Source organism: Psychrobacillus sp. FSL K6-1464 (genome assembly GCF_038003145.1).
In the GTDB taxonomy this organism is placed as follows: domain Bacteria; phylum Bacillota; class Bacilli; order Bacillales_A; family Planococcaceae; genus Psychrobacillus; species Psychrobacillus psychrotolerans.
Window position 1 is genome coordinate 1,064,367 of sequence record NZ_JBBOOP010000001.1, and the last position, 20,845, is coordinate 1,085,211.

A 20,845-nucleotide genomic window follows, 5' to 3' on the forward strand; every position below is an offset into this window, starting at 1 on the left:
TTTTAGAAAAATAAGAAAGGCTCTATATTATTTGTGCACAAATGATAAGTGAGGAAACTCTGATTTACCAAAGGTAGTCAGTAGATATCCTTCTTTTTCTTCTATAGATCCTTGCATAAATGCATCTACATCAATAGAAACTGGTGTGATGAAAGTTTGTTTGTATAATTCTCTTTCATTCAGCTGAAGCGTTGTAAAGGACTCTCCAGCAAGCTCTGGGTTATCTAGCAATAATTTATACATCTTGGATTGTTCTTCCTTACTAAGGTCATTATTCCACCAAGGCTTACGAGGTTGAAACTTTTGGTTAGATAAATAATCTAATTTCATGACACTTCGAATAGTAGGCAACGATATATGATCTAGTCCTTCCAAGAACGTATAAAGTCTAGTATATAAATCCTCCAATTGATGACCGATTCTAGACCAGTTACGCTCTTCCCAGAATGTACCGAACTGTTGGAAGAAATCGAAAGGAGATTCAAATACATATTCGAATAAATACTCTAATGTGCGGTCCATCCGGTGAGCATTCCAATACTTCTCCAGAACATCTTCTACTTGTTTAATACGCAAAATATCATCGAAGGTTAACACATTATTTGAAAATATTTCATATGGAGCTTGATCTACATAAACGTAGCCATATTTCTGGGCTTCAACTCTTAATCCAGTTCCACGAAGTAATTTTAGAAAACCTAACTGAAGTTCCTCCGGACGCATTTCGAAGACTTCATTAAAAGTATTTCTAAATGAAGAATAATCTTCTTCTGGAAGACCTGCGATCAAATCTAAATGTTGGGCAATCTTTCCACCACTTTTAACCATAGTTACAGTACGTTTTAGCTTTTCAAAGTTCTGGCGACGTTGTACAAGTTCATTTGTTAAATCATTTGTAGATTGAACACCTATTTCAAAACGGAATAATCCTGCTGGAGCATTGTCGTTTAAAAATTGAATTACTTCAGGACGCATTATATCTGCAGTTATTTCGAATTGAAAAACAACTCCCGGTTGATGTTCGTCAATTAAAAATTGGAACATTTCCATCGCATAACTTCGACTAATATTAAATGTTCGATCCACAAATTTAATGATTCTTGCACCATTTTCCATCAAATAACGAATATCCTCTTTGACTTTGTCACGGTTAAAATATCGAACCCCAACTTCTATAGAAGATAAGCAAAATTGACAAGAGAAGGGGCACCCTCTACTTGTTTCTACATAGACAATACGTTTCGACAAATCAGGTAGATCTTCTACAAAACGATAGGGGGAGGGAGATAATCTTAAATCGAGTTTTGGAGGTAGCGGATTAAGTATAAATTTGTCATCTCGAACATAAGCTAAACCAGGAACATCTTTTATAGTTTGTTTATCTGATAAATAATTTAGTAAATCTTTAAAGGACTGTTCTCCTTCACCGACAACTACGTAATCTATTTCTCTAATTTGTCGAAGCCAGACATTAGTATCATAAGAAACTTCAGGACCACCTAAAACGACAACAACAGATGGGTCCACAGTTTTTAGCATTTTAATAACTTTTATTGTTTCTTCAATGTTCCAAATATAACAGCTAAAACCAACTACATTAGGCTTCTTTTGATAAAGGTCTGCCACAATATTAAACGTTGGATCTTTAATGGTATATTCAACTATTAAGGGGTGATACTCGGGTTCAGCATATGCTTTTAAACAGCGTAGTGCCAAGTTTGTATGTATAAACTTAGCATTCAATGTAGTTAATATAATATTCATTGTTCATAAACTCCTTTATTAGTATTTCTATTGTATCAGTCATTACTACTGTCGACAATATAGGTCAAAAGAATTATGTCAATCTGTCCGTCATTGTGGAATAATCAGAATAAATAATCATGTATAAATAAAATCTCTGTTTTTCAATCTTGTGGTGGAAATAATCCGAAAAGGCGGGTGTTTTCTTGTTAACAAAATATGAATATAAAGAAAATTTAGGGAATATATTCGAGCTTTTCTCGAGTGGACTTATATTTATTAATGACAAAGGGATATTATTAGATATGAATTCATATGCCGAAAAAATTCTAGACATCAACAAAGATGACTATGTTGGTAATCATGCTAATGATTTATGTGAGATGTTTAGTGTAAGTGATGAGGAGAAAAAGTTCTTAGTAAAAAAACTTAAAAAAGAAGGATATTTGGAAAATCATATGGAATACCAACCGATCGTTGGTGAATATAAATATGTACATGTAGTAATTTCTAAACAAAGTGATAGTGATTTATATTTATTAGAAATTAGTGATGAATCGGAAAAAATATATATGAAGAAAAGATTGGATCAATCGGAATCACTGCGAACATTAGGCCAATTAGCAGCAGGAATAGCACATGAAATTCGAAATCCTATGACATCTTTGAAAGGTTTTACTCAATTATTAACTCAAAATGCAACGGATGATGCGAAGCGTTACTTAACTGTAATTAATGAAGAAATCAATAAAATGGAAGAAATACTTACACAATTTTTAGAACTCTCCAAACCAAGTAAATCTAAGTTTACTGTCATAAATATTGAAGAGATAATACTAGAAGTAGTGAGCTTTATGGGTCCCCAAGCATTACTAAAATCAATCAACCTTCATGTTACTAGTCAAACAAACGGAGAGTGTCAGGTAATTGGCGATAGTCAGCTACTTAAGCAGGTATTTGTAAACGCTATTAAAAATGGAATGGAAGCAATGCCTGATGGGGGAAATATTAATATTTATATTTCTTATAAGATAGGGAAGTTTGTTAGTATTTCTGTCTGTGATGAAGGACAAGGCATTGATGATGAACATATCAATAAAATTTTTCAACCTTTTTTCACTACTAAATCAACCGGGACAGGTCTAGGGCTCTCACATGTTTACAAAGTAATTGAAGAGCATGGTGGAAATATAGAAGTTAGTAGTGTAGTAGAACAAGGTACTACTTTTGAATTTGTCCTTCCATTAAATAATAGTTTATAAAGCTTTTTGACATTTCAAAGCTTAGACCTATATAATAGTGGGTAATGTATTTTATATAGGTGAGGATGACGAAATATGACAGCTGAACAGTCAAACAGTGCATTAAAACTATTCATAGTATTATCTCGTGCCCATAAAGTAATCCATGAATGTACGAATCAGTTTTTTCAAGAAAATGGTTTAAATCCAACCGAATTTGCTGTACTAGAGCTTTTATATCATAAAGGTAAACAACCCCTTCAGCAAATTGGTAACAAAATTTTGTTGGCAAGTGGTTCTATTACGTATGTAGTTGATAAATTAGAAGGACGAGGGTATGTTAAAAGAGTATCGAGTCCTACGGATAGACGTGTAACATATGCAGAAATATCCGAAGAAGGTACGTTGTTTATGGATGAACTATTTCCGCGCCATGAGGAACAATTAGTAAGTCTTATGGGTGCATTATCCGAAGATGAAAAGCAGGAAGTCATTGAACTTACAAAAAAGTTAGGTTTATCAATTAAAAACTTATCATATTAATATTTTATCCTTTGAACCTTGCAATGTGAGCGGGGTTTTTGTTTTTTACCGAAAGAGATAGTGAGTGAAATTTGAATCTTCGAATGGATCACGCTCTAGTTTTCAAGAAAAATACTAGCCTGTTTTAAAAAGATATTAAAAAAAGAAGGAGTGGTCATGACGTTAGTCATGACCACTCCTTCAATAATTAGTCGGTTAATAATATAGCGAGTACTGTAATTATTTAGATTTAATTGTTTCAGCCATTTGTACAAATTTCTCAAGTGCAGGTGTAGCAGCTGTGTCAAAAACAGTTAACTTAACGAGCAATCCATCACGTTCAAATACATATCCAGAAACTTTGCCATCAGTTGTATCGATCTGATGAGCGGAAACATTTTTGATAGAATCATGTGTAGGAATCATATTGTCGTCCGTAATTTCTGTAACAGTAGAAGATTCATTGGATGCTTGCAATGAAGCCATTATATTCTCTTGAATTTCTTCAAGAGTAATTTCCTCTGCCGAGAAAGTTTCAATACGCATAGATTGTAAATCGTTTTCTTGGTTAAATAATAGGTCTTTATTTGGTTCTTCAGCAGTTAACTCATAGCCCTCCAACACAGTGATGGAATAGTTATTACTATCACTTTCCGTTGAGGTCCCTTCTAATTCTTTCTCAGGTGAAGCAGCTTGTGTTGTATCAACCTCACTATTTTCCGTTACTTCCGTATTTTCAGTTTCTTGTGTATTACTATCCTGTTTCTCGGTTGATGTACTTGTCCCACAAGCTGTGAGAATTACTGTTAGTAATAGCATAGAAAGTAGCGTATAAATTTTTTTCATCCTTATTCAGCTCCCTTTTATAAAATAAAGTCTTTGCTTTTCATTCAATACTTGTCCAAATTCAGCATCTCAAGTTGCTACAGAATCTCAGCGATTGTTGGCTAACAAAGTACTCGCACATATTGACGAAAAGGTTTTTCATATGTTTCAAGTGATGGGTAATATTAAAAACAATAGAACAAGCAATGTGATATGGGCGAGAACAATTGCAGTAATACTACGTTTCCACTCATATAGTATACCAAAGATGATCCCTACGAAAAATCCTCCTAATATACCTATCCAAAAACCAGTGAAAATGAACGACAATCCAAATAGTAACGAACTTAACACAACAGCATATTTAGGCTTCATAAATTTTTTTAATTTTTGTTGGATTAGTCCTCTCCAAAATACCTCTTCCCCAGGAGCGATGATGAATACTAACAGGAGATAATGCCAGATAGCGGATGGTCCAAAATGATTTAGAAATTTATCTATACTATTTGTCCAACTAGCTGGTCCCATGTCGATTAATAAGTATGATACTTGAATGCCTGCATAAGCAAATATCCCGAACATAACTCCAAGAAAAATTAAGCGAACTGAATTGTTGTCTTCTTCCATTTTGGAGAAGTAGAAAAAAGCTGCCATTAGGAAAAACACAGAAAACGTATAAAAGTACCAAAAAACTTCTTCATTCGAAAAAGTAATCCAGGACAAAAAGTAAGCAAGAAATAGTGAAAATACTAACTGATAAATGGATAATTGACGAAACATAATACACATCCTTCTTATATTTAAAAAACCGTCCATCTTTTGAGAGGAACGGCATGACGTTTAATCTTCATTACTATATAATATTTTATAACGCTTATGATTTATTACTGTCTTTTCTTCTGCCTCAAGCTCGTTAAAGTTCTCCATATAAGTTAAGTTAACGATTACAGAATTTTCATTGACTTTCTCTACAATGCCTTGAAGACCATCTTTGAATTCAATAATATTCCCAACTTCAGCTATTTTCATAGAGTGCCCCATCCCCTTAAGAACGTAATATAATACAGTTTGCCTTAAAATAAGGAGTACGTAAAGTATTTTCACTGAAAATCTTAAAATATTTGTGAAAGGAATGAGATATATGCATGAATCATATGAAGAAAAACTTAATATGCTTAAAAATAGAGATCTTAAAGAAATAGTCATCGAAAAAAATGAATTTCTAGCTTTTAGAAAAGAATTAGTTTTGCGAGAGGATTTTAAACACTTTTCTGGTAATGCAAAACAAGGTGGGCAGGTAGTATACACTTATTTAGATGTAGCTAGAAGTTAAGGATGTCATTAATTGTCGTCCGTTTATTGGTTTAGCGCTTTTCAAAAATAGGTATACTTTAAAGAATATACATTTTTAAAAGGGGCGATTCAGTATGTCAGAAACAAGGTCAAATCAATTAGAAGTTACAAGAGAAAAAATGATAAAGTGCGCGATAGAAAAAGGAATCTTAAACAATGAAACGATTAAGTTAAGTGAAGAATTAGATCAATTATTAAATGATTTCCAATATACTGATATGAGTGATATAGAAACAAAAATAGAAGGATAATAGGGGGAGAGAGTAGATTGAGTAATATATCATTATTACAACAAGAACTGAACAAAGCTATCATTGGGAGAGAAACAGAAATTAAATTTATGTTAATGGGGTTGTTAGTGCAGGGTCATGTACTATTGGAAAGTGTTCCTGGCTCCGGTAAAACAATGATGGCTAAAGCTTTTGCAGAAGCTATTCATGGTGAATTTAAGCGTCTACAGTTTACTCCAGATGTATTACCTTCAGATGTTACAGGTATTAGTTATTTTCATCCGCAAAAACAAGAATTTGTTCTTCGCGTAGGACCAATAATGAGTAATATATTACTAGCTGATGAGATTAATCGTGCTACTCCTCGAACCCAGTCTAGTTTGTTAGAAGCAATGGAAGAAAAGCAGGTCTCAATAGATGGGGAAACAATTCCTCTGTTAAAACCATTTATGGTAATTGCCACACAAAATCCTGTCGAATCCCAACAAGGAACTTTTCCATTGCCAGCAGCGCAGTTAGATCGGTTTTTGTTTAAATTGGCGATAGATTATCCTTCAAAGGATGAAGAAAAAACTATTCTAAAACAATTTGGTCGCACTCCAGGAAAAGTAAATATAGAGAAAATCGTATCTTTGGATCAGATCGAGATGTGGTCTGAACAAGTGAAAGAAATAACCGTGCATGAGGATATCATGACCTATATTATTCAAATTGTGCATAGTACAAGGAATCATCCGTACATAGAACTTGGACTTAGTAGCCGTGCTTCTCTGGCTATTCTCCAAGCAGCGAAGGCATATGCATTTGTGAACAACAGAACATTTGTAACACCGGATGATGTGAAGAGTGTTATCGAACCAGTATGTCTTCACCGCATGAAGTTATCACCTCAAGGAATGCTAATTCATAATTTAGCAGAGATTTTAACAACAATAGTTGAAGAGGTGGAAGCACCAGTGGAGGCTAATGTGCGATGAATTGGAATCGTCATGGTGCAGGCATGAAGAATACTAGAATGTATATAGATGTTCTAGTATTTTCTCTTATTCTCTGCTTTCTATTTAAGCAGTATATTTTAGTAACAATTATTTCATTTTTATTGATAGTAGCACTGTTACAAATAATTTATTATCACCGAGTTGGAAAAAGGTTCGAATTTGTAAATGAAAAAAAAAGAATACGCTTAATGAAAAACACTTCCTCTAATTTTACATTGACTTTTCACAACAAAGGACTCCCAATTTGGAATGCAGTTCTAAAAATTAGTTTTCAAACGAATATAGCTCCAGATGGTATAGGCAATACAACTATAGGGGAGTTTCACGAGGTTAGAATTCCTTTTTCAATAGGATATAAAAAAACCGTTTCCTTAAAGGTACCTATTAAAGGGATATCCAGAGGCCTTGCTAGAATTAGACAGCTCGAAGTACTGATACCTCATCCATTAACAGAAGGATCTATATTACTAGAGTACAAGCCGTTTATATTAATGGATGCTATTGTTTTTCCTACTATAAATGAAGTGAAGACTAATTTTCCACCATCTAAATTGAAGCAAGGTGACTTACCTTTGAATGCTTCTTTGTTTGATGATCCTTTCTTCCCTGTAGGTACACGGGAATACGAGCCTGGCGATCAATTTCATCATATACATTGGAAGGCTAGTGCAAAGACGGGACAATTACAAACAAAAGTTTTTACACGTGTGGCCAATGTGTCTGCTCTATTTGTTGTTAATGTTGGGGAAAGATACAGCGTTCTTTCTGATTTTGAAGAAAAAATAGAATGGCTAGCTTCCTACATAGATGCTTGCTACAGAGAAGAGATCCCTTTCTCATTTGCTATAAATATCCGAGCAACAGGAAAAGTTCCTTTTGTACATCTACCACTTGGTAGTGGGGATTCGCATCGTATCCAAGCAATGGAATTGCTTTCCATCCTATCGATAGCTAATAGTATTATTCCTTTTGATAAATTACTAGCATACATAGATATACATGAGGAGTTACCAGTGGTTACGTATGTAATGACGCCTCATGTAGATAATTTTACATTGTGGCTCCATCGATGGGAGCAGAGCACGAATGTAATATTAATGGCGTCTACAAAGGTAGGGGGCATATCTAATGAATGAAGTGCTTAGTTCGAAAATGGTTCAAGCGGAGTCCCTGGGCAAATACATACAAGATATATGGATAATTGCCTTAGTGTCCGTTATTTTTCATCAGGAAACGAATATTGTGTTACCTTTTTTATGGATCATACTTCAGGTTTTCATTGTTAGCTGCGTGCAAATAATCATGAGTAAAACTGGTCCAAGGCCAATAATTCCGTATATAGTTCCTATGAGTGTTTTACTAATACTATTTCTTTTTAATAGCCCACTCTGGTTATACATAATTGGTACGGGAATATCTATATGGCGCCTACAAATACGATTTAATAAAATTCAAGATGAACAGTCAGTAGAAAGTAATTATCATTTGAGTTTCTTCCTAGTATTTTTAGTAGTTCATTTTATTTGCTTAATCATTGGGATTGAGGACTATATTTTTCCTTTATATAGCATCGTCATTTTAGGTATTGTGATCCAAGGTGCAACGAGACTATATGCAGTGTGGATAAGCACAAATAAACAAAATTCAGCTTCCTTGGCTCACGTAGCAGGTGGATTTTCTATCGGATTAGTATTTGTAGTTGGTTTATCAATGTTGGTTTATTTTACAATACCATTGTTAAGAACTGGGTTCGGTTTTCTGCTAGGTAAGGTGATGACTATAGCTATCATTCCATTTGTCCCTCTATTGGAATATCTAGACAAGTTATTAAATAAGTTAGAAATAAAAATTCCGGAAGAAATGGAACGTATCCCATCAGAAGAGCAAACGGAACTTGAACCACAAGAAGTTGTATCCGAAACTTTAGGAGGAGCATTTCCATTTGAACTAATCTTCATTGTTTTAGCTATCCTGGCGATTGTACTTTTCCTTCGATTTCTAATGAAAAACAAACCAGATGAGCTAATTGCAGAGCCAAGTGTAATTCATTATTTGAATAAAGAATTAGAAGATCAAAAAGAAGAGCATGAACACATTGGTCAGCAATCCCTGTATAAAGTGGATACGTCTCTATTAAGAGAGAAGTATCAACAATTTGAAGTAGAGGCTTCGTTCTATACTTATAACCGGGCTAAAAGTGAGACAGTTCGTGATTGGTTCCGACGAATGGAATGGGTCGTGCAGGACGAGTTCTTTCAAGTATACGAAGAAGTAAGATACGGGGGCCAAATGATTTCTTCAGAGAAGGCCCAACTTTTTCAAACAAACCTGGAAACAATAAAAAAAGAATTTTTTTTTGAAAAAGATGTTTAAAAAATATAGAGCGGGGCATAATAATAAAGAACACAGCAACATTCTCATTTCCCCCTTTTTAAGGATCATCCAAAAGTTATATGGATGGTCCTCTTTTTTTGGTACACTTAATGTATTAAAAAATATAAATGGGGGATTAACTATGTCAAAAAAATTTAGTGTTGGTTTTATTGGTACAGGTGTAATGGGGAAAAGTTTAGTAAAGCATCTATTGAATGATCATCATGAAGTAACGATTTATACAAGAACAAAAGAGAAGGCAGCTGATTTAGTCAAAGAAGGAGCAGTATGGGTTTCTTCCCCTAGCGAGGTTGCAAAGAAAGTAGAGATATTATTCACTATGGTTGGCTATCCACACGATGTGGAGGAAGTGTATTTTGGCGATAATGGTATTTTTCAAATAGACAATGTCAATCTAATTGTGATAGATATGACAACTTCGACACCAACCTTAGCTAAGAAAATTGAAGAAAAAGCAAAAGAGAAAGGGATGCTATCGTTAGATGCCCCTGTTTCTGGAGGAGATATTGGTGCACAGCTAGGAAAGCTTTCTATTATGTGTGGTGGGGAAAAATCGACATTTGAACAAGCACTTCCTATTCTAAGTCTATTTGGAGAAACGATTTTATACCAAGGGGCAGCTGGTGCTGGTCAGCATACTAAAATGTGTAACCAAATAACTATCGCTACAGGTATGATTGGTGTTTGTGAGGCATTAGCTTATGGAAGAAAGGCTGGCTTAGACTTAGACCAAGTTTTACGCTCCATTTCAACAGGAGCAGCAGGATCATGGTCACTTAGTAATTTGGCCCCAAGAATGATAGCAGGAAATAATGAGCCTGGCTTCTATATTAAGCACTTTGTGAAAGACATGAAAATTGCTTTAGAAGAGGCGGATAAAATGGGTCTTCGATTACCAGGTTTAGCACTTGCCAAATCCTTATATGAGGAACTAATGGAAGACGGGTATTCCGAAAATGGTACACAAGCCCTAATAAATATGTACAAATAATATAGTAATTATTTACTACTACATGTTATAATAACTGTACATATTATGAAGGTAGGCGAATTATCGTGAGCGACCAAAAAGGAATATTACTTGAAAGTGGCACAAATGAATTAGAAATCGTGGAATTTCAGGTTGGACAAAATAAATTTGGTATAAATGTGATTAAAGTTAAAGAAATAATTCAGCCTATTGGCATTACATTTATTCCACACGCGCACCCCCATGTGGAAGGGATTGTTCAACTTCGCGGAGAGGTATTGCCTGTAGTAAGCATGAACCGAGTCTTAGGAATTCCTGTTCAAAACAAGAGTGATCAAGAAAAATTTATAGTAGCAGAGTTCAATAAACAACGTGTCGTTTTCCATGTAGATAATGTCACGCAAATTCATCGTATCTCTTGGGATCAAATTGAAAAACCATCAGATATTTATCAAGGTAGCTCTTCCCATGTTATTGGAGTTATTAAAAGACAAGAAGAAATGATTCTATTAATAGATTTCGAGAAAATTATTGTCGATATTAATCCAGAATCAGGTATTAGTGTGGAGTCTGTGAAAAAACTTGGTAAACGTGAGCGATCAGATAAAAAAATTGTAATAGCAGAGGACTCCCCTTTACTTCGTAAACTATTACATGACACTTTGACGGAAGCAGGTTACGCAAACCTAGAATTTTTTGAGAACGGATTAGATGCTATTAACTATTTAGACCAACTAACTAAAGTGACGAATGATATTGCTGAGCATGTACAAATCGTTGTAACAGATATCGAAATGCCTCAGATGGATGGTCATACATTGACTAAAAAGATAAAAGAGCATACTATTTTATCCAAGTTGCCTGTACTTATTTTCTCCAGTTTAATTACGGATGATCTTCGTCATAAAGGAGACCAAGTCGGAGCAGAGGACCAAATTAGTAAACCAGAAATAGCTGAGCTGGTCTTGAAAATCGACAAATTTATTTTGTAGGTTCGTCTAGGTTTATATTGAATAACTCAAAAAAACTAGCAAGGGGATTAGTTTCTTCCTGCTAGTTTTTTTTGTATATAATTTCTTACCTGTCTAAATAGGATTTCATGGTACGTTTATAGTTTTCTTTCATGTAAGACTTAGTACAAACAACAGGTTGCTTTGAAGTCTTTTTTACAATAAGTTGAGGACCAATATAATCGGTAAGTAACTGTTTAGCCATTTTTAAATTCATCTTTCTAATTGGGTTTCGATATGAGTCGTCTAAATGCCCAAGGTGGGGGAGGTTCTTAAAATCTTCTTTTACCGGAATCATATGAAAATAGTAGTCGGCATACTGGATTAAGACAGAGGATTGTTGTTGACTATTTTTAGGGTTTCGTACGAAATGAAGACCAACTTTTTTTGCTTTATTTTCAGCTATTAACTTTTCAATCGTTAACTTTTTTAATTCGTATAGCGGTTTGTTGTCTATTGCTGTTTTCGCATGACGATTAACAGTATAAATTGCTGTTGCTATGTTTTTTTCATCAAATATAACGGACATATAATCCTCCTCGAAAGTTGCTCCATAATTATATCATACCAATTTTGTAGTTAATTGTGTACACAAACCAAAAGAATAGTGAAAAATAAATATATTTGAATAATTATCCTAAAGAAAGTAGTGAACAAACCGATAAAATGAAGTAAAGTTATTTATATATCAAGTACTTTTATGTAATCATTGGAGGACTATATGCATAATTCATCAAATAAAAATTTAGCTATCAGTGATTATTTAATAAAGATTATCGACGAAAATCCTTTGATTCCAACATTTTTGTTGAAAAAAGAGGAACAAAATAAATTTTCATTAATTTATGTAAATGATGTTGCTACTTCAATTTTAAATCCGTTTGATCAAAGCACATTAGAAGTAGTGTTGAACCAATTACAACCTATGCTTGTCAATAATAGTAAGCATAAGCTTTATCCAAATATACCTTTTACTATACATAAAAAGTTATTTACATATGATATAACCATTGTCCTACTAGAAGATGGAATAGAACCGATCTATAGTGTGACAATGTATGATAGGACGAACGAGGAGAAAGAAATAAGTATTTTAAAAGAGTTTAAAGATAAATATCTGTCTCTTTTTAATAATAATTTGGACCCCGTCATATCAGTTTTTGAGAATGGAGAGATCCTCGATCTAAATGGTACTACTTCAAAAATTTTAGGGTATAATCCAAAAAACTTAGTAGGGCAATCTATTGAAATGTTAATAGACGAAAATTCGAGGAGAAATTTCCAGTTAATGATGAAACAAACATTAACAGGCTATCCTACAGAAATGCAAAGTTGCTTAATACAGCATGTTAAAGGGCATTATATACCGATGTATATAAAAGCTATCCCACTGGAAAAAAATAATATTGTGACTACTTTTCACTTAGTTCTGCGCGATACAACCGCAGAATCTGATGAACAAGAACAGCTATATTATCTTGCATATCATGATCACCTTACTGGCTTGTGGAATAGACGTGCATTGAAGGAACATTTACAAGATAATGTGGTGAATGCAATGTCAGGAACTGAAATTTCAGTAGTTAGGATAGATTTAGATCGTTTTAAAATGATAAATGAATCACTTGGCTACAATTACGGTGATGAATTGCTTAAGAAAATTGCAGATCGACTTGGATTATATATTGATAAATCCAGTAATTTATATAGACAAAGTGGCGACGAATTTGTTTTTATAGCGGTTGGTAAATCTAGAGACGAAACTAGTGACTTTGCAGAGAATATATTATTAGAACTTTCTAAACCTTTATACTTAGACCATCAAGAATATTTCGTCACGGCTTCAATTGGGATTTCGATGTTCCCCTATGATGGGAAAAAAATGGATGAGTTACTTATCAAAGCAGATCAAGCATTATATATTGCTAAAGATAGAGGAAGGGCACATTACCGTTTCTATCAAGAACAAATGAACTTAGCTTTTCCTAATGATGCATTAATGGAATCACATTTAAGAAGAGCAATTGAGAAGGAAGAATTCTCTATCCATTACCAGCCACAAGTTAATCTAGTAACTGGTGAGATAAATTCGTTTGAAGCATTACTTCGTTGGAATAATAGAAAGTTTGGATATGTATCACCTATGAATTTTATACCACTTGCAGAAGAATCAGGAATGATTATGCAAATAGGAGAATGGGTGCTAGAAGAAGTTTGTAAGCAGCTAAAGTATTGGCAAGAAAAAGGCTATCGCCCAGTTAGAATCGCAGTAAATATATCGCCAAAACAGTTTATCCAAGATAACTTCGCTAGAAAGATTAACGAAAAAATACAAAAGTATGGTATCAGTCCGAGTTCGTTAGAAGTGGAGATTACCGAGAGTGCTATGACCGATATGCAAGATACTTTTTCTACTTTAAAAGAACTGAAGAATATAGGAGTTGTTATTTCAATTGATGACTTCGGAACTGGTTATTCTTCACTAAGTTATTTAAAGAAATATCCTATTGATATTATTAAAATAGATCAATCTTTTATCAAAGATATGGAATTAGACGATAAAAATGCAGCTATTGCTAGAACTATTATCCAACTTGCGCACAACTTAGGGATGGAAGTAATTGCTGAGGGAGTGGAAAAGGATCGACAAGTAGAAATTCTCAAAGCGGCAAATTGCCAAAAAGCTCAGGGCTATTTGTTCAGTAAACCTGTCTCAATTGAACATATCAATGAATCTTATATGCAACGCACAAAGCCGTAAATTCGTTTAGAGAATTTACGGCTTTTTTTTATTATCTATGATAATATAATGAGTGAATGTTCATTCAATTTAAAGGGGTGTTTATATTGTTAAAAGAGAAGACGATAATAGTTACTGGTGGTTCAAACGGGATGGGAAAATACATGGCGATGAAATTTGTTTCAGAAGGAGCAAATGTAGTCATAACTGGCCGAGATTTAGAAAAGTTGAAGAGCGCTAAAAAGGAAATAGAAGCATATGGTAGTAATATAGCGTACTTCCAAATGGATGTTCGTGAGCCTGAGCATGTAGAAGCAATGATTCAATTTGCAGATCAAACATTTGGCCATATTGATGGTTTAGTTAATAATGCAGCGGGTAATTTTATAGTAGAAGCTGAAAAACTTTCCCCTAATGGTTGGAAAGCAGTAATCGATATCGTACTTAATGGTTCTTTCTATTGTTCAAGTGCTATTGGAAACTATTGGATTAGCAAGGGGAGTAAAGGTTCTATTTTAAATATGCTTGCTACATATGCATGGGGGGCAGGAGCAGGAGTTGTCCATTCAGCTGCTGCAAAAGCTGGGGTAATGTCGTTAACAAGAACTTTAGCGGTTGAATGGGGAAGTAAATATGGTATCCGTGTAAATGGTATAGCCCCAGGACCTATCGAACGTACTGGTGGAGCAGGAAAACTATGGGAATCTGAAGAAGCTGCGAAACGAACACTTCAATCAGTACCACTGGGCCGACTTGGAAAACCAGAGGAGATTGCAGAACTCGCAACATTTATATTATCCGACAAGGCTTCATATATGAATGGAGAGATTGTTACGTTAGATGGCGGGCAATGGTTGAATCCTAATCCTTTCTAACATAAAAGTAAGCGATTACATGGTTTTTTTATTCCTTTAATATGCTATGATAGTTACATAGGGTGTTTTCTTATGATGAAAGCAAACAAAGGAGTAGGATGCAATGATAACTGTGAGCAGCAAAGACTTTTTACAAATTCCTATTTTGGAATTCATTATTTCTGCAGAGAAGGTTGCACATGTACAATTAGGAAATAACGCAGAACATGCTTTACTTGTACTTACTAAAACTGGATATTCTTCGATTCCAGTATTAGATGTAAAATATAGACTTCAGGGTTTAATAAGCTCTCAACAAATTACGGATGAAATTTTAGGATTAGAACATATTGAATATGAACGTTTACCAGATTTAAAAGTTGACGATATTATGAAAAAAGACATCGCGGTTATTCATGTAGATGAAAAATTTCAAAAAGGGTTGGATTTATTAGTAGATAACCCGTATATTTGTGTCGTAGATGATGAGAAGACCTTTTTGGGGATTTTAACAAGAAGAGTTATTTTAAAGCAAATGAAAAAGTATCTTTATCAAGCACAATAAAATTTTAAACAGTTAGAAGGGAAGGCCAATCCTAGTTGGCCTTCTTTTTTTAGGAAAGTATACATTTGAACATAGAGTTTATGACCATGTGAGAATAAATACTAAGGATTTTTGTTCAGGTGTAGCGATGATCAATAACCGTCGCTACAATATCTCATCTGTCTCACTCATCCCGCCGAAGTGATACCCTTGAACTTATAGTACTGTACCGGGAGCTTCTATCCGTTTTTTCTTATAAGCGTATAAAGCTTAAAATAATCCTATCCGAAAAGAGGTAAGCAAATGGTAACAGACTTTTTAATAATTCGTACATTAGCTGAGGAACAAAATATGAGAAAAGCAGCGGAAAGACTGTTTTTGTCTCAACCGGCATTGTCTCTTAGGCTGCAAACAATTGAAAAAGAGTGGAATACTAAGCTTTTTTTGAGATCACAAAAAGGTCTAACGGTTACGCCAGAGGGGGAACTTGTCATTGAGTTTGCTAACCAGATGCTTCAACAAAGAGAAGAAGTATTTGAAGCAATTCAATCCTTATCATCGAAAGTCCATGGGACATTGAAAATTGCATGTGCTTCGATCGTTGGACAAAATTGGCTGCCAAAAGTATTAAAAGACTTTGTACAAACTTATCCAGAAGCGAAAATCTCATTATTGACCGGATGGAGCTCAGAAATTGTGAAATCTATTTATGATGGCGAGGCGCAGATTGGCATAGTGCGTGGCCAATCTGACTGGAAGGGAAATAAGATTCATTTATTTAGAGATACTTTATATTTGGTGGACAAGGAGATGACGTCGATAGAGGAAGTGTTGACGACGGATAAGCCCTTTATTCAATTTAAAAGTGATTCTAACTACTACCAGGAAATTCAACAATGGTGGCAAAAACATTTTACGGTTAATCCGAAAAGGCAAATTATTGTCGATCAAATTGAAACTTGTAAGCAAATGGCGCTAAATGGAATAGGTTATGCAATTCTACCGTCGATCACTTTAACGGGTCATGAAGATGTCAACAAAATACCATTAACGAATAATGAAGAGCAATTTGAATTGACAAGAGATACATGGTTAATCGGCTATGATGCGGCTTTCAATTTACCCCAGGTTAATGCTTTTGTCGAAATTGTAAAAAAACATGCAAATAACTTTCAATAATGGAACCTAACGATACCATTAACGTACTAATACATATATAGACAAGGGGGGAAAAAGATGTATATTAAAAAGTTTGTGGTGGTTATTTCAGCATTAATATTTTATTTAATATTTACGCCATCATTAGAAGCTTTAGCTGCACCTGAACCTGAACTAAATGTAAAAGTAACAACTGGGTTTAATGGAAAAGCAAAATATGGGGAAGGATTGCCTATAACTCTAACCGTAGAAAACAAGGGAGATGCATTTTCAGGTGACATCGTCCTAGATTTAGCGGAATCCTATCGGTTAGGAAATGCCCAGTCTATTCCTTTTGAAATTGGCGCAGGGGAAACAAAAACTATCCAAATTGCAGCAAGTGGGCTATCGGAAGACTATATGTATTCTGGAAATAGTGTTCAGTTGATTCACTTTTTTGAAGGAGGATGGGAAAAAGGGAAATCTATTGCCTACAAAGGAAATAAGACGGTGAAACCAAATTTTTCAGACCCTGCAACGACTTTCTATTTAACATTGACGGAAAGTGCAGATCGCTTAAAGGTTCTCACTCAACTGAAACAACCAAATCAGGTGAACAACGAAATTATCCATGTAGCCCAGCAGAGTAACTTTACGTTACCTGATGAAGGGGTTGCTTGGGAAATGGCAGATTATATTATTATCGATGAGTTTGTAATTGCTGATTTAACGGAACAACAACAGCAAGCATTTATCGATTATGTATCGTCAGGTGGAATAATAGTAATTGGAGCCTCTGATAATGTAATAGGTGAGCTTGGAAATCTAGCTGACTATTTACCACTAAACTTACATACGACAACACAAAGTATTACTCCTCAGAATCTAAGTGCATTAACAGGGAGCTTGTTGACTAATGATTTAAAGTTATATGATGCGACTTTAAACAATGGGTCTACCCCACTAGTCCAACTTGATGGGATGATACTAGCTGGCAAGAAACAATTGGGAAGCGGAACAATCATCCAAACCACTTTTTCACTAGGGGATGCACCATTGGCAGATGATCCCGTTTATAATGACTTAATGTCTACTATATTGCAGTCAGTTCAAGTGAAAAATACACAAAGTATGTATGGTTATAATATGAAAGACGAGCTTGTATACAATCTAGGGGAAACGAATTCGTTATTTAGTTCCTTTAAGGTATCTACACCACTAATGATTGGAATTGTCGTATTTTATATGATCATAATAGTTCCACTGTTATATATTATTTTGAAAAGAAAAGATAAGCGCGAGTATGCTTGGGGTATCATTCCTCTCACTGCAATAATTGCATCCCTGGCTATTTTTGGATACGGCGCCAAGGATCGAATAGCAAGGCCGCAAGTTCAGCAATCATCATTTCTTCAAGTAAATGAAGATAAGAGCCTACAAGGATATTATGCTGAATCTATATTGAGTAACAAAGGTGGAGATTTCACTTTTGAAGCGCCAAATACTACTACGATGGTTGCAAAAAGAGGTACTAACTCATTAACAGGTCAAACTGCAAATGTGCATGAAAATGCTATTATGGAAAAACATGCAGCCAAGAGTGAACTGATCTTCCGTGATGTTGGTTATTGGTCTGTATCTTCCTTATTTGGGGAGACCCAATTGCAAGATGTAGGTAACTTTAATGTAGATTTAACAGTAGATTCTAGTAAAATACATGGTACAGTTCAAAGTAATTTTCCTTTTGGCTTAAAGGATGTTTCTATTTGGTCGGGTAGTAAGCTATATAAGTTAGGTGACATGGCTGCTGGAGAAAAAATAGAGATAAATAAGGATTTGGGTACCGTTATGTTAATGCCCATTTCTAACCCATACGCTAGTGCAAGCTATGGAACATATAATGCAAATCAAATGGATCTAATAACACAACGTAAGCAAGCACTTTATTCATCAAGTCTTATGTTAAATAATTCAAATTCAACACCTGCTATAACTGGTTTTGCAGAAGATAATATTCTTCCAGTTGAGTTGAAGGATAAAAAAGTGGAGCTTTCTGCCTTGCATTTAGTTATTCAACCTTTCACAGCTACTACTATTTTCTCTGGTGAATTTACACTCCCAGCTAATACGTTCTCAGTAGTTGTAAATACCGAGCAATTCGGTAAATACATGGAACCAGTCCAAGGCAATAACTTCGAGTGGTATTTAGATGATGGAGAATATAATGTGCACTGGAAAGTTCCAGACACACTTCCTTTAGATAAGGTGAATTGGACGCAGTTACAGATAGCGAATACAGATCGAAATTCTCATACTATTGAAATTTGGAACTTAGAAACAAAATCTTTTGAAGAGATTACAGAAAGTCGATTTACTTTAAATGAAAATATTAATACGTATATCGATCAATCAGGAGTAATCCAATACAAATTAATTAAAAAATCAGTACAAGGCGATCCATATACACGACTTCCAGAAGTGCGTATGAAGGGGGAAGTGAAGCAATGATAGAAATTAAAGGATTAACTAAAAAATACGGCTCATTTTTTGCACTTAATGATCTAAATTTAACGCTACAAGAAGGCACTGTATTTGGTTTCGTAGGTGCAAACGGAGCAGGAAAATCGACCACTTTTTCTATACTGGCTACATTACTGCAACCAACCTCTGGTGACGCCATTGTAAATGGCAAAAGTGTAAGGACAGATGCAAGTGAAGTACGTAAACAAATTGGTTATATGCCTGACTTTTTTGGAGTGTATGATCAGTTGAAAGCAAATGAATATTTAGATTTTTATGGCGCTAGTTATGGGATTTCTGAAGCGGAAAGAAAAGTATTAATTCCACAGTTGCTCGAACTAGTGAACTTGACTCATTAGCGTTATGAATATGTGGATTTACTTTCACGAGGGATGAAACAACGCTTATGCCTTGCACGAGCATTGATACATGATCCAAAGGTTCTTATATTGGATGAACCAGCTTCTGGACTTGATCCAAGAGCGCGGGTAGAGATGAGAGATATTTTAAAGCAGCTAAAAGGAATGGGGAAAACGATTCTTATATCCTCCCATATATTACCGGAGTTAGCGGAAATGTGTGATGAAATAGGTGTAATAGATGGGGGAAGACTGATCGCGCATGGCTCCGTTGCAGATATCCAAGCTCAGCTTGCAGGAGAAAGACATATTACGGTGAAAGTAAAAGGATTATTAGAAAATGTTGCTACTTTTTTTGAAGAGGATCCTTTTGTCTCTTCTGTGGAATTACACACGGATAAAAATTCAGTGACCTTCAATTATCGAGGGACTGATGACGATCAAATCGATTTACTTAAAAAGGCAATGGACCATTCGATTAGAATTATTTCCTTCGCCGAGACAGAAACGGATCTTGAGGATGTCTTTATGGAAATAACGAAAGGAGCGAAATAAATGAAGCAGGTGTTTTCTAACCCGGTATTGGTAAAGGAAATAAAGTTGCGCTTTCGTTCCCCAAAAAGTTTTGTAGGAATTCTATTTTATTTAATTGCTATGTGTATTTTTGTCTTTGGATTTATCTTACTAACAACTCAATTTACAGGAACTGGATATTTCCGTCCAGAAGAAAGCTTTTTTATGTTTGCAATGCTTACTTATATACAATTAGGTTTAATACTTTTCATCACTCCAGGCTTAACGGCAGGTGCTATTAGCTCAGAGCGGGAGAAACAAACATTGAATATATTATTAACGACCGCACAAACTTCTTTCCAAATTATTTCGGGCAAATTAACGTCATCTATTGCCTTTTTATTACTATTATTAATAGCCGGATTACCTATTTATAGTATGGTTTTCTTATTCGGTGGGGTATCACCAGGTCAATTAGGAATTATATTCTTGTTTTTCTTTTTAACGATGCTTGCTATTGGAAGTATTGGAATTATGTACTCGACCATCATTCGTAAGACGATTGTTTCTATGATTGCAACATATGGAACAATGATTTTCTTAAGTGCGGTGACGGGTTTTATTTACTTAGTAATTACAGGAATGAACAGCATGGTAGCTGGTTCGATAGCATCTTCCCCGTTCGGGCATTTCTTTGCGAGTATAAATCCGGTGGTCCTCGTCTTAACACTTATATCACCAGGGTCAGATACATTTATAACAGATACAACGAAGGTCGATTTCCCTATTTGGGCAGGCTACGCCATCTTCTATATTTGTATTACAGTAATATCAATTTTCATATCGGTGAAAAAATTACGAGTAAATATGAAACGGACAAAATAAGGAGGAC

Annotated in this window: 20 protein-coding genes and 1 pseudogene; 16 read left to right on the forward strand and 5 right to left on the reverse strand. The window is 34.7% G+C overall.

What is annotated here, in order from left to right; translation table 11 throughout:
• Positions 1-27: 27 nt before the first annotated feature.
• Positions 28-1,764, reverse strand: coding sequence for a B12-binding domain-containing radical SAM protein (locus MKX39_RS05040; protein WP_340768626.1), 1,737 nt, complete (start codon positions 1,762-1,764; stop codon positions 28-30).
• Positions 1,765-1,949: 185 nt separating this feature from the next.
• Between MKX39_RS05040 and MKX39_RS05045 the strand changes: the two genes are divergently transcribed.
• Entirely contained in the window at positions 1,950-3,005 is a 1,056-nt protein-coding gene (locus MKX39_RS05045) for an ATP-binding protein (RefSeq protein ID WP_340768627.1), read from the forward strand.
• A gap of 75 nt (positions 3,006-3,080) precedes the next feature.
• Positions 3,081-3,527, forward strand: a complete 447-nt coding sequence (locus MKX39_RS05050) for a MarR family winged helix-turn-helix transcriptional regulator (protein WP_340768628.1) — start codon at positions 3,081-3,083, stop codon at positions 3,525-3,527.
• A 219-nt stretch (positions 3,528-3,746) separates the two neighbouring features.
• Here the strand turns inward: MKX39_RS05050 and MKX39_RS05055 are convergent, their stop codons facing one another.
• From MKX39_RS05055 to MKX39_RS05065, 3 genes are all read right to left on the reverse strand, one after another.
• Positions 3,747-4,352: a hypothetical protein gene (locus MKX39_RS05055; protein WP_340768629.1), complete on the reverse strand. Its 606-nt coding sequence runs from the start codon at positions 4,350-4,352 to the stop codon at positions 3,747-3,749.
• 147 nt (positions 4,353-4,499) lie between these two features.
• Positions 4,500-5,111 carry a CPBP family intramembrane glutamic endopeptidase gene (locus tag MKX39_RS05060; protein WP_340761810.1) on the reverse strand — a complete coding sequence of 204 codons (612 nt, stop codon included), beginning with the start codon at positions 5,109-5,111 and terminating at the stop codon, positions 4,500-4,502.
• 60 nt (positions 5,112-5,171) lie between these two features.
• Positions 5,172-5,360, reverse strand: coding sequence for a YkvS family protein (locus MKX39_RS05065; RefSeq protein ID WP_093535505.1), 189 nt, complete (start codon positions 5,358-5,360; stop codon positions 5,172-5,174).
• Between the two features lie 112 nt (positions 5,361-5,472).
• On the opposite strand from MKX39_RS05065, the gene MKX39_RS05070 reads away from it, so the two are divergent.
• The 7 genes from MKX39_RS05070 to MKX39_RS05100 all read left to right on the forward strand — a co-directional run bounded on the left by MKX39_RS05070 (position 5,473) and on the right by MKX39_RS05100 (position 11,268).
• Positions 5,473-5,664 (forward strand): hypothetical protein, encoded by a 192-nt coding sequence (locus MKX39_RS05070; protein WP_340761812.1) that lies wholly within the window; start codon positions 5,473-5,475, stop codon positions 5,662-5,664.
• 94 nt (positions 5,665-5,758) lie between these two features.
• Positions 5,759-5,935: an aspartyl-phosphate phosphatase Spo0E family protein gene (locus MKX39_RS05075; protein WP_340761813.1), complete on the forward strand. Its 177-nt coding sequence runs from the start codon at positions 5,759-5,761 to the stop codon at positions 5,933-5,935.
• 17 nt (positions 5,936-5,952) lie between these two features.
• Positions 5,953-6,891: an AAA family ATPase gene (locus MKX39_RS05080; RefSeq protein ID WP_093535499.1), complete on the forward strand. Its 939-nt coding sequence runs from the start codon at positions 5,953-5,955 to the stop codon at positions 6,889-6,891.
• A complete protein-coding gene (locus tag MKX39_RS05085; protein ID WP_340768631.1) occupies positions 6,888-8,048 on the forward strand; it encodes a DUF58 domain-containing protein in 1,161 nt (386 codons plus the stop codon). The genes MKX39_RS05080 and MKX39_RS05085 overlap by 4 nt, the downstream gene beginning before the upstream one ends.
• Positions 8,041-9,285: a hypothetical protein gene (locus MKX39_RS05090; RefSeq protein WP_340768632.1), complete on the forward strand. Its 1,245-nt coding sequence runs from the start codon at positions 8,041-8,043 to the stop codon at positions 9,283-9,285. The genes MKX39_RS05085 and MKX39_RS05090 overlap by 8 nt, the downstream gene beginning before the upstream one ends.
• A gap of 142 nt (positions 9,286-9,427) precedes the next feature.
• A complete protein-coding gene (locus MKX39_RS05095; RefSeq protein ID WP_340768634.1) occupies positions 9,428-10,297 on the forward strand; it encodes an NAD(P)-dependent oxidoreductase in 870 nt (289 codons plus the stop codon).
• Between the two features lie 65 nt (positions 10,298-10,362).
• Positions 10,363-11,268, forward strand: coding sequence for a chemotaxis protein (locus MKX39_RS05100; protein WP_340768636.1), 906 nt, complete (start codon positions 10,363-10,365; stop codon positions 11,266-11,268).
• A gap of 85 nt (positions 11,269-11,353) precedes the next feature.
• Here the strand turns inward: MKX39_RS05100 and MKX39_RS05105 are convergent, their stop codons facing one another.
• The gene (locus MKX39_RS05105) at positions 11,354-11,815 is read right to left on the reverse strand and encodes a YkyB family protein (protein WP_340768638.1); all 462 of its coding nucleotides are present in this window, start codon (positions 11,813-11,815) and stop codon (positions 11,354-11,356) included.
• 192 nt (positions 11,816-12,007) lie between these two features.
• Between MKX39_RS05105 and MKX39_RS05110 the strand changes: the two genes are divergently transcribed.
• The 7 genes and pseudogenes from MKX39_RS05110 (at position 12,008) to MKX39_RS05140 (ending at position 20,838) form a co-directional block, all read left to right on the forward strand.
• Entirely contained in the window at positions 12,008-14,047 is a 2,040-nt protein-coding gene (locus tag MKX39_RS05110) for a sensor domain-containing protein (protein ID WP_340768640.1), read from the forward strand.
• Positions 14,048-14,133: 86 nt separating this feature from the next.
• The gene (gene fadH, locus MKX39_RS05115) at positions 14,134-14,901 is read left to right on the forward strand and encodes a 2,4-dienoyl-CoA reductase (RefSeq protein WP_093535484.1); all 768 of its coding nucleotides are present in this window, start codon (positions 14,134-14,136) and stop codon (positions 14,899-14,901) included.
• A 103-nt stretch (positions 14,902-15,004) separates the two neighbouring features.
• Positions 15,005-15,445 carry a cyclic-di-AMP-binding protein CbpB gene (cbpB, locus tag MKX39_RS05120; RefSeq protein WP_093535482.1) on the forward strand — a complete coding sequence of 147 codons (441 nt, stop codon included), beginning with the start codon at positions 15,005-15,007 and terminating at the stop codon, positions 15,443-15,445.
• A gap of 282 nt (positions 15,446-15,727) precedes the next feature.
• A complete protein-coding gene (locus MKX39_RS05125) occupies positions 15,728-16,603 on the forward strand; it encodes a LysR family transcriptional regulator (RefSeq protein WP_093535480.1) in 876 nt (291 codons plus the stop codon).
• Positions 16,604-16,660: 57 nt separating this feature from the next.
• Positions 16,661-19,069, forward strand: coding sequence for a hypothetical protein (locus MKX39_RS05130; protein WP_340768642.1), 2,409 nt, complete (start codon positions 16,661-16,663; stop codon positions 19,067-19,069).
• Positions 19,066-19,995, forward strand: a pseudogene (locus tag MKX39_RS05135) (ATP-binding cassette domain-containing protein). Before MKX39_RS05130 ends, MKX39_RS05135 begins: the two are co-directional and overlap by 4 nt.
• A complete protein-coding gene (locus tag MKX39_RS05140; RefSeq protein WP_093535474.1) occupies positions 19,996-20,838 on the forward strand; it encodes an ABC transporter permease in 843 nt (280 codons plus the stop codon).
• Positions 20,839-20,845 lie beyond the last annotated feature (7 nt).